At 68.8% G+C, this 7858-nt stretch carries 9 protein-coding genes; 3 read left to right on the top strand and 6 right to left on the bottom strand.

Annotated elements, in window-relative coordinates; translation table 11 throughout:
* Window positions 1–153 precede the first annotated feature (153 nt).
* Together ABH936_RS13910 and ABH936_RS13905 are read left to right on the top strand one after the other, a co-directional pair.
* Window positions 154–414: a hypothetical protein gene (locus ABH936_RS13910; protein ID WP_243755012.1), complete on the top strand. Its 261-nt coding sequence runs from the start codon at window positions 154–156 to the stop codon at window positions 412–414.
* A 20-nt stretch (window positions 415–434) separates the two neighbouring features.
* Complete coding sequence (locus tag ABH936_RS13905) at window positions 435–2597, top strand: hypothetical protein (RefSeq protein ID WP_006947559.1); 2163 nt, start codon at window positions 435–437, stop codon at window positions 2595–2597.
* Between the two features lie 225 nt (window positions 2598–2822).
* Here the strand turns inward: ABH936_RS13905 and ABH936_RS13900 are convergent, their stop codons facing one another.
* Genes ABH936_RS13900 through merA form a run of 5 tightly spaced genes read right to left on the bottom strand, consistent with a single transcriptional unit; the run spans window position 2823 to window position 6686 of the window.
* The gene (locus tag ABH936_RS13900) at window positions 2823–3743 is read right to left on the bottom strand and encodes a cytochrome c biogenesis CcdA family protein (RefSeq protein ID WP_404603543.1); all 921 of its coding nucleotides are present in this window, start codon (window positions 3741–3743) and stop codon (window positions 2823–2825) included.
* 3 nt (window positions 3744–3746) lie between these two features.
* Entirely contained in the window at window positions 3747–4265 is a 519-nt protein-coding gene (locus ABH936_RS13895) for a redoxin family protein (protein WP_006947551.1), read from the bottom strand.
* Entirely contained in the window at window positions 4262–4561 is a 300-nt protein-coding gene (locus ABH936_RS13890; protein ID WP_006947549.1) for a hypothetical protein, read from the bottom strand. Before ABH936_RS13890 ends, ABH936_RS13895 begins: the two co-directional genes overlap by 4 nt.
* Before the next feature lie 29 nt (window positions 4562–4590).
* Window positions 4591–5274 (bottom strand): organomercurial lyase MerB, encoded by a 684-nt coding sequence (merB, locus tag ABH936_RS13885; protein ID WP_015780448.1) that lies wholly within the window; start codon window positions 5272–5274, stop codon window positions 4591–4593.
* The gene (gene merA / locus ABH936_RS13880) at window positions 5262–6686 is read right to left on the bottom strand and encodes a mercury(II) reductase (protein ID WP_006947556.1); all 1425 of its coding nucleotides are present in this window, start codon (window positions 6684–6686) and stop codon (window positions 5262–5264) included. Before merA ends, merB begins: the two co-directional genes overlap by 13 nt.
* A gap of 104 nt (window positions 6687–6790) precedes the next feature.
* Here merA and ABH936_RS13875 point away from each other — a divergent pair, with 104 nt between their 5' ends.
* Complete coding sequence (locus ABH936_RS13875; protein WP_006947558.1) at window positions 6791–7180, top strand: heavy metal-responsive transcriptional regulator; 390 nt, start codon at window positions 6791–6793, stop codon at window positions 7178–7180.
* 143 nt (window positions 7181–7323) lie between these two features.
* Here the strand turns inward: ABH936_RS13875 and ABH936_RS13870 are convergent, their stop codons facing one another.
* Window positions 7324–7587 (bottom strand): hypothetical protein, encoded by a 264-nt coding sequence (locus tag ABH936_RS13870; protein WP_040015181.1) that lies wholly within the window; start codon window positions 7585–7587, stop codon window positions 7324–7326.
* Between the last annotated feature and the right edge of the window lie 271 nt (window positions 7588–7858).

Raw genomic sequence — 7858 nt, 5'->3', positions numbered from 1 at the left:
ACGGGTACAAGGCTGACGCCGTCAGGGACGCTCTCATCGAGAATCTCGCCGACGTGCCGCCGCAGTTTCGTCGGTCGTTGACGTGGGATCGCGGCAGGGAAATGGCCTTCCACGACCAGGTGACGCACGCCCTGGGCATGCAAGTGTTCTTCTGTGACGCCCGTTCGCCATGGCAGCGCGGCACGAACGAAACTCCCCCGCGCGCTTCGCTCCAAGCAGGAGGTGCCCCCAGCGAACCGCCTGCTGCGTCAGTACCTCGCGAAGAACGCCGACCTACGCTCCTTCACCCAGACCGACCTCGACACCATCGCGACGCGCATCAACGAACGGCCCCGCAAGGTCCTCGGCTGGGCCTCATCCCACGACGCCTTCACCGATAGCCTGAACACCATCAATGGTGCGTTGACCGGTTGAATCCGCCATGCTGGGTCGACATGAAACCCGAAGCGGCCGAGCGCATCGTCGAGCAAGTCCGCCGCCATCGCCGTGTCGCGACCGCGACCATCCTTCGAGCGGTGGAGCAGATGGCGGCGGACGGGAGGGACCGCCGAGTGCGGCTGATGCTCGAGCTGCAGGCCCACGGCGCGGAGTGGTTCTCCGACCCGGCCGCGGGCTCTGTGCTGTTCGGCACGTTCTACGACCTTCTCCACGCGGACGGCGCGCGTCTGCCCGAACGACGCTGCGGAGGCTGCGGCACCACGCGCACGCTCACCGAACGCGTCGAGGGACGAGTGAGCTGCCGACGCTGCTACCGGATCGCGCACCATGCCCCCTGCGATGGCTGCGACGACGTCACCAACCTGGAGCGGGTGCTCTCCGACGGGCGGCGACTCTGCCAACGCTGCACGAACAAGCTCCCCGACGAGAACGCCGTCTGCGTGAGCTGCGGCAACCATCGACTGATCGCCTACCGCAGCCCGGAGGGCCCGCTGTGTTCAACGTGTCGGAGCTCCTCCCGGCTGGACACCTGCACGGACTGCGGGGAGCTTGCGCCCTGTTTGTTCCACGGCAGCGAGAAAGCGATCTGCAAACCCTGCTCCGACAAGGCCAGCGTCGACACCTGCACGATCTGCGGGAACGAGCGGCAATGCCGCTGGCCGGGAACCGCGCGCGCCGCCTGCGAGCAGTGCTCCAACCCTCGCCAGCCCTGCGTGAGCTGCGGGGAGGTCCGGCTGCGCCACAAGCGCACCGAAGACGGCTCCGGCTATCTCTGCTGGGCCTGCGTTCCGCCGATCATCGAGACCTGCACAAGCTGCGGAGACGCTCGGATAGTGAACGGCCGGATCGAGGGCCGGCCGTTCTGCCCGCTCTGCTATCCCCGCCAACCGGAGTCGTTCCGCCCCTGCACCAGCTGCGGGACCATCACACGGCTGATCGCGAAGCTCTGCCCCCGTTGCCGAGCCGATCAGATGATCCGGGAGATGGTGCCCGACGAGCTCGCCGCCTCCGATGCACGCATCGCGCATCTGCGAGAGCGGTGGTTCCAGGGTGCTCCGTCGAAGATCGTCTACGCCTTCGAACGCGGCACCGTCGCCTGCACGCTGATCACCCGAGTGCTCACCGCCCCATCCCTGCGCACTCACGCCTACCTCGACCAGGCCGGCTCGGAGTATCAGACCCGAGCGGTTCGGTCCGTGCTCATCGACCACGGGCTGCTCCCACCGCGGGACGAGCTGCTCGCCCGGTTCGAGCTCTGGCTCGACAGCGCACTTGCCGAGATCCCCGACCCGGGTGAACAGCGCACCGTCACCCAATACGCGCGATGGCGACACCTGCGCGCACTGCGCCGCAACACGATGCCGTCCCGATCAGGCCAGCTGTCCTGGCGGCGGCTCGAGATCGCGGGGATCATCGAACTGCTGGAATGGATCCATACCCGCGGAGGTTCTCTCGTGTCCCTCACCCAGGCGGATGTCGATGAATGGCTCACCGGCGGCCGACGCCCGTTCCTGCACCACTTCCTGACCTGGACCGCACGGGCCGGCGCATCCCGACCGCTCACCGCTCCACGCCCGCCATCAGGAGCCTTGAGCCCGCAAGCCATGAGCGACGAGGAACGCTGGCGGCTGCTCGCCGATGTCACCTCCGACCCGTCCATCAACCCGCACACGAAGCTCGCCGCGGGGCTGATGCTCATGTTCGGCGTCCGGGCGGCGAAGATCGTCCAGTTGCGCGCGGAAGACGTCACCGTCACGGACCAGGCCGTGGTCGTTCGCCTCGGCCAGGAACCTCTCGTGCTCCCCGCCGAGCTCGCGCCGGCGGCCGCGGGAGCCGCCAGCAACCGCACCGCGCCTCGCATGTTCGTGGAGAGCATCGAACAGGAGTGGGTCTATCCCGGAACCCGGGCCGGGCATCACATGGCCCCCGACACGCTGAATACCCGGCTCCGCGCTGCCGGCATCCCGCCGCGACTTGCCCGCACCGGCGCGCTGATAGCGCTCGCGCAGGAACTCCCACCCGTCGTTCTCAGCCGGCTGACTGGCCTGGACATCTCCTCCGCGATCGCCTGGTCCAACGCGATCGGCGCGAACAGCACCGCCTACGCCGCCGCGGTCGTCGAGCGCGTCGGCATGCCCCTCCCAGTCGTCCTGCACTGAAATCTGACGATGACGTTTCCAGGGATGTCACGTCGTGAGAATCGGGCGGCACCGATTCTGCTCGGCGGTCAACTCGTCCTGATCGTGGCCGCGCTCTCCTTCGACATAGGCCACGAACAACACCCACGCCGTGTCCGATGATCGGCGTCGGGTGGGAGGGCGTCTGGTGTCCGAGTTCGTCGTTCCGGTCAACCACGTCGTATGACCTTGACGTGCAGGAGCCGCTCAATGCCGCTCGGTCGGCACGCTCGGCCGGTCCCCGGGAGAGTGCGTCGACTGAGGGTCGCAGCAGTCCTCCTCGGTCCTCCGTCCGGAGTTCCGACGGCGTTGATGAAGGAATCCGCTTAGTAGCACGATGAGCACCACGGTGGTAGACAGGCCGGCGATGACGCCGGTGTTGCTTTGGAGCCAGTTCGATATCGTCGCCGAGACAGCGGCGACGTCGGTGCGCCCTGCGGAAGGGGCATCGCCGACGACAACTGGAAACCAGTACCAAGCCAGGTAGACGCCGGTGAGGATCAGGACGGCGGCGGTGACCTTGGGAACGAATCGTGTCATTGCGGCGATCCGCCTGGACAGCACAGAACCGGCTACGGCGGCGACCACGGCGACAAGCAGCAGGACGGTGGCGGAGCCGGCGGCATAGATGGCGAAGACGAGGAGCAGCCCGACGAAACTGGCTGTCGCCTGGGCCTGGGCGATGACCGCGAGGAGTACGCCGAAGGTGCACGACAGCGAGGCCGCGGCGTAGCCGACGCCGAAGACGACCATGCGCACGGCGCTGGGCAGCCGTTCGATTGCGCGGCCGGGTATGCCGGGAAGCCGGAGGGACATAGAGCGTCCGGCTAGCATCGCCCCGCCGAGCAGCACCAACAGGATCCCGACGGCGAGGCCGAGGGCTGGGGCGGCCTGGATCAGGCCCCGTGCGCCGGCGCTTACCGCGACGCCAGCCAAGGCGAGCGTGCCCGCAAACCCGATCGTCAGCGCGAGGCCAGCCCGTAGGGCGCGCAGCAGGCGCACCGGGGCTGAGGAAGAGGCGGCGTCGCCCAGCGCATGGGTGATCCAGGCCGGGAGCAGCGCGAAGCCGCAGGGATTGACGGGGGCGATCATCCCGGCGGCGAAGGCAAGGGCGAGGAGTCCGCCCATCGCTCAGGCCCCGGCCTTGTGGAGCGCGGAGACGATCGTATCGGCGTCGGGGTCGGTGGCGCGGAAGGTCACCTGTCCGTCACTGTCGACGATGATCAGTGTAGACAGCGCGGCGACCCCGAAGCGCTGGGACAGCGCCGCGCCCTCGTCGATGGCGGCGGGGACATGCACGGCGTCGACGTACTCCATGAACCTCTGAATGGTCTCGGTAGGTTCGCGCGGATCCATGTCGACGGCGAGGAACTGGGCATCGATGCCGGCCTCCTCGGCCGCGGCTGCCGCCTGACCGAGGGATCGGACTCCGCCGACGCATTCGCCGCAGCCGACGGAGAAGAAGAACACCGCGGTGGGCTTCCCGGCGGCGGGCAGGCTGATCCGCTGAGCGTCGATGCTGGTCACCGTCGCGGCGGTGGCAGTCTCGGCAGAGACGGGATCCTTATCAACGGTGCCGCAGGCGGTCAGGATGAGCGAGCCTGCGAGCAGGAGGGTGGCGAGCGAACGACGGGCGCGGGAGCTGATCATTGGTTCTGTTCGCCCTTCGGGTCGGTGCGGTGAGCGGATTCGGTGGGCGGGCAGCAGTCAGGTTCGACACGGCCGCGGCGGGTTCGGCGGCGGACGACGACGAGCAGCACGATCGCGAGGAGCGCAATGCCCACGCCGATCACCCACGGGTTGCCGAGAAGGAGCCCGCCGATGCCAGTAAGCATTCCGCCGGCGATGAGCACGGGCAGCGCGCAGCAGATCGTCATGAGGAGCACGGCACCGGCTCCCAGGAGTAGGCCACCGCCTCGCGTTCGGTCGTCGTGTTTGGAGGTCATAGCGTTCTCGAATCCTTCTGTGTCGCGGGTCAACAGCAGCGGGGACAGTCGTCGGCCACCGGGGTGTCGTCCTGAAGCAGGTCGAGCAGGCTCGTTGTGAGCTCGTTGCCGATCCGGTAGGCCTCGGCCACCGACACCACCTCGGCACCGGGATGCTCAGAGAGCCACCCGGTGGCGTCGTCGACGGAGGCGAAATAGTGCACCTGGTTGCAGAAGGCCGAGCGGATCGAGGTGATCTGCTCCAGGTTCACCAGCGACACCACGGCGCTCGGGGGTGTGACGCCGGTGACACCGGCAACCGGATCGATGGTGACGCGGATCGTCTCTCCGCTGGCCGGGGAGACGGACTCCACGCGCGCTGGGCGATCGAGGAGGGCCGGGAAGATGAGGGTGTCCAGGGCGCACCAGGTGTAGAGCTCCTCACCGTCGACGGTGAACCGGTGCGGTGTAGGGCGCAGCGTGAGGCCCTGGCCGACGATTCGGCCCTGGTCGTCGTACTCGGTGTCCTGCATCGCGGCCAGTCCGAGCCGTACCTCGTCGATCGTGCGGCCCGCAGCCACGGACAGCTGTTGGACGGTGACGGGGTCACCGTCGGCGAGCAGCCGCAGCAGCGGGATGAGCAGGCCGGTCTCTCCCAGTCGGCTGAGCCGCTCGGGCAGTTGCATGCTGAGGTCAGACATCGTGGGTTCCTCCAGTTCGTTCACGCGCAGCACGACAGGAGCGACGGGTCGGTGGTGAAGGCCTTGGCGGCGATCCGGATGCCCTCGGCCATGGTCAGGTAGGGGGCCCAGGCGTCGGCGACCTCGGCGACCGTCTTGCCGAGCACGTGGACCCCGGCGGCGGCGAGCTCGCCGGCGTCCTTGGCGACGGCGGTGATGCCGAGGATCTTCCCGGTGTCGGCGTCCACGACGATCTTGACGAAGCCGCGGGTGTCGCGGTTGACCAGTGCGCGGGGCACGTGGTGCAGGGGCAGGACGCGGCAGTCGCAGCGGATCCCGGCGGCGACGACGTCCTTCTCGGTCATCCCGACCGCGCCGATCGCCGGGCCGGTGAACGTCACCCTCGGCAGTCGGGCGTAGTCCACGGCCCGATCGGCGTCGGCGAACGCGTTCTCGGCGACGAGGGTGCCGTGGTGGGCGGCGACGTAGACGAACTCGGGGTGGCCGGTCACGTCGCCCGCGGCCCAGATCCGCGGGTGGGAGGACTGCATCCGGTCGGAGACGACCACCTCGCCGAGGTCCCCGGTCTTGACCCCGACCCTGTCGAGGCCGAGCCCATCGGTGGCCGGTCGTCGTCCGAGGGCGACGAGCACCTGGTCGGCGCGGAACTCCTCCCGGCCGCCGGCGACGTCCGCGGTGACGACGGCCTGCCCGGTCGCGGCGTCGCGGGACACCCGCGTCGGCAGCGCGCGGCGGACCACCCGGATGCCCTCGTCGGCGAACACCTCCTGCAGCGTCCTGGACACCTCCGGCTCCTCCTTCGACGCGAGCCGGGACCGGACCAGCACGGTGACCTGGGAGCCGAGCCGGGCGAACAGCTGCGCCTGCTCCAGGGCGACGTAGCCGCCGCCGAGCACGAGCAGGGACTCAGGGAGTTCGGTCAGCTCCATCGCCGTGGTCGAGGTCAGGTACCCGGTCTGGTCCAGGCCGTCGATCGGCGGGGCCCACGGCCGAGAGCCGGTCGCGACCAGGTAGTGCCCGGCCTCGATCGTCTCGGTGCTCCCGTCGTCCCCGGCGACCTGGAGGACCGGTGCGTCGGGGGTGCCGGCGAACGCGGCATCGCCGCGGCGGACGGCCCAACCGTAGGAGTCGGCGACGTCGGCGTACTTCTCGCCCCGCAGCGACTCGACCAGCGCCTGCTTCCCGGCGATCAGGGCGGGCATGTCCACTGGCCCCGCCGTCGTCGCGATCCCCGGGAACCGGTCGGCGGTGTCGGCCGCGGAGTGCCGTGCGTCGGCCGCGGCGATCAGGGCCTTCGACGGCACGCAGCCGGTGTTCACGCAGGTGCCACCGAGCGTCCCGCGCTCGATCATCACCACCGACTTGCCGAGCGTGGTCGCGCGGATCGCGGCGGCGAACGCACCACCGCCCGATCCGATGATGGCGAGGTCGTACTTCGTGGGCATCGCAGCTCCCGTCACTTGGGTTTCTCTTCTTTCTCGGCCATACTGGACCTTCCAGTGCAGGGGAAGGTCAAGAAGGCTTCTGCCGAAAGAAAAGGGGGCCTGCGATGCGCATCGGGGAACTCGCCGAGCGGGCGGGAACGACGGCGAAGACGCTGCGGTTCTACGAGGAGCAGGGCCTGCTGCCCCCGGCCGAGCGCACGCCGTCCGGATACCGCGACTACGCGCCCGAGACGGCCGCCCGGATCGACTTCGTCCACCGCGGCCAGGCCGCGGGCCTCACCCTCGCCCAGATCCGCCAGATCCTCGACATCCGCGACGGCGGCGCTGCTCCCTGCGAGCACGTGCGCGATCTCCTCGACGCGCGCTTCGCCGAGATCGGGCAGCAGATCGCCCAGCTCACAGCGCTCCGAGACACCATCGCCGAGCTCAGGCACGACGCCGCGCAGCCCGACCCCGACTCGTGCAGCGCGGACCAGGTCTGCCGGTACCTGTAGCTCACGGAAAATCCTCTCGGCTCTCCCAAGCGACGAGAACGGAAAGTCGTGCAGAATCCCCCGTCCGCCAAATAGCGCCAAATCAAATAACGCGCACTACCAATATGCGCTTGACGCGAGTTGGACCCATTCAGAGTCAGCCATCAGCCGGCCAGGTAATCATCGAGTGCGCGGCGCATGATGGCGGAGGCGCTGGTGTGCTCGTCGTGGACGCGACGGCACACTGCGTCGAGGCAGGCAGTGACGGTTTCGGCGCGCTTGGTGCCAACGGTGTGGGGCCGGCCCACGGAGTTGAGAGTCGCGCCAGGGAAGCCGTCTTCACCGTCGGTGATGGGCTGGTCGTTCATGGTGCCCCACCGGCCATGCTGGTCGGGGCCGGTCGCGGTAACGAAGGTGCGCTCGGCCATTGCGGCTTCCTTTCGGTCGCTTTCAAGGTGGATTTGCGGTGTGCGCGATGGCTTGGACCTCGCTGAATAGGGTGGCCCTGCAGCTTTTCTGCATGTGGTGCGAGGGTAGTGCGTAGGCCGTCCGGAACCCGAACCAGGCCAGGTTCGTGAGGCTGCACCCCGTAGAGGCCCAAAGGGGCTCATCCCAGTCGAGGGTGTAGACGGGGTCTGAACCCGCCGGTCTCGAGCAGGCTCCTGGCGATGTAGTTGGTGAGGTTGCGGAACCCAAGAG

This window comes from Dermacoccus sp. GAS27A (assembly GCF_044909235.1).
In the GTDB taxonomy this organism is placed as follows: Bacteria; Actinomycetota; Actinomycetes; order Actinomycetales; family Dermatophilaceae; genus Dermacoccus; species Dermacoccus nishinomiyaensis.
The sequence above is the reverse complement of the archived record's forward strand: the minus strand, read 5'-3'. Positions and strand labels throughout refer to the sequence as shown.

What these genes read in the sequence shown, in the direction of transcription:
- ABH936_RS13905 (WP_006947559.1), top strand. Translation starts at nt 435, where the DNA reads ATGAAACCCGAAGCGGCCGAGCGCATCGTCGAGCAAGTCCGCCGCCAT.
- ABH936_RS13900 (WP_404603543.1), bottom strand. Translation starts at nt 3,743, where the DNA reads ATGGGCGGACTCCTCGCCCTTGCCTTCGCCGCCGGGATGATCGCCCCC.
- ABH936_RS13895 (WP_006947551.1), bottom strand. Translation starts at nt 4,265, where the DNA reads ATGATCAGCTCCCGCGCCCGTCGTTCGCTCGCCACCCTCCTGCTCGCA.
- ABH936_RS13890 (WP_006947549.1), bottom strand. Translation starts at nt 4,561, where the DNA reads ATGACCTCCAAACACGACGACCGAACGCGAGGCGGTGGCCTACTCCTG.
- merA (WP_006947556.1), bottom strand. Translation starts at nt 6,686, where the DNA reads ATGCCCACGAAGTACGACCTCGCCATCATCGGATCGGGCGGTGGTGCG.
- ABH936_RS13875 (WP_006947558.1), top strand. Translation starts at nt 6,791, where the DNA reads ATGCGCATCGGGGAACTCGCCGAGCGGGCGGGAACGACGGCGAAGACG.
- ABH936_RS13870 (WP_040015181.1), bottom strand. Translation starts at nt 7,587, where the DNA reads ATGGCCGAGCGCACCTTCGTTACCGCGACCGGCCCCGACCAGCATGGC.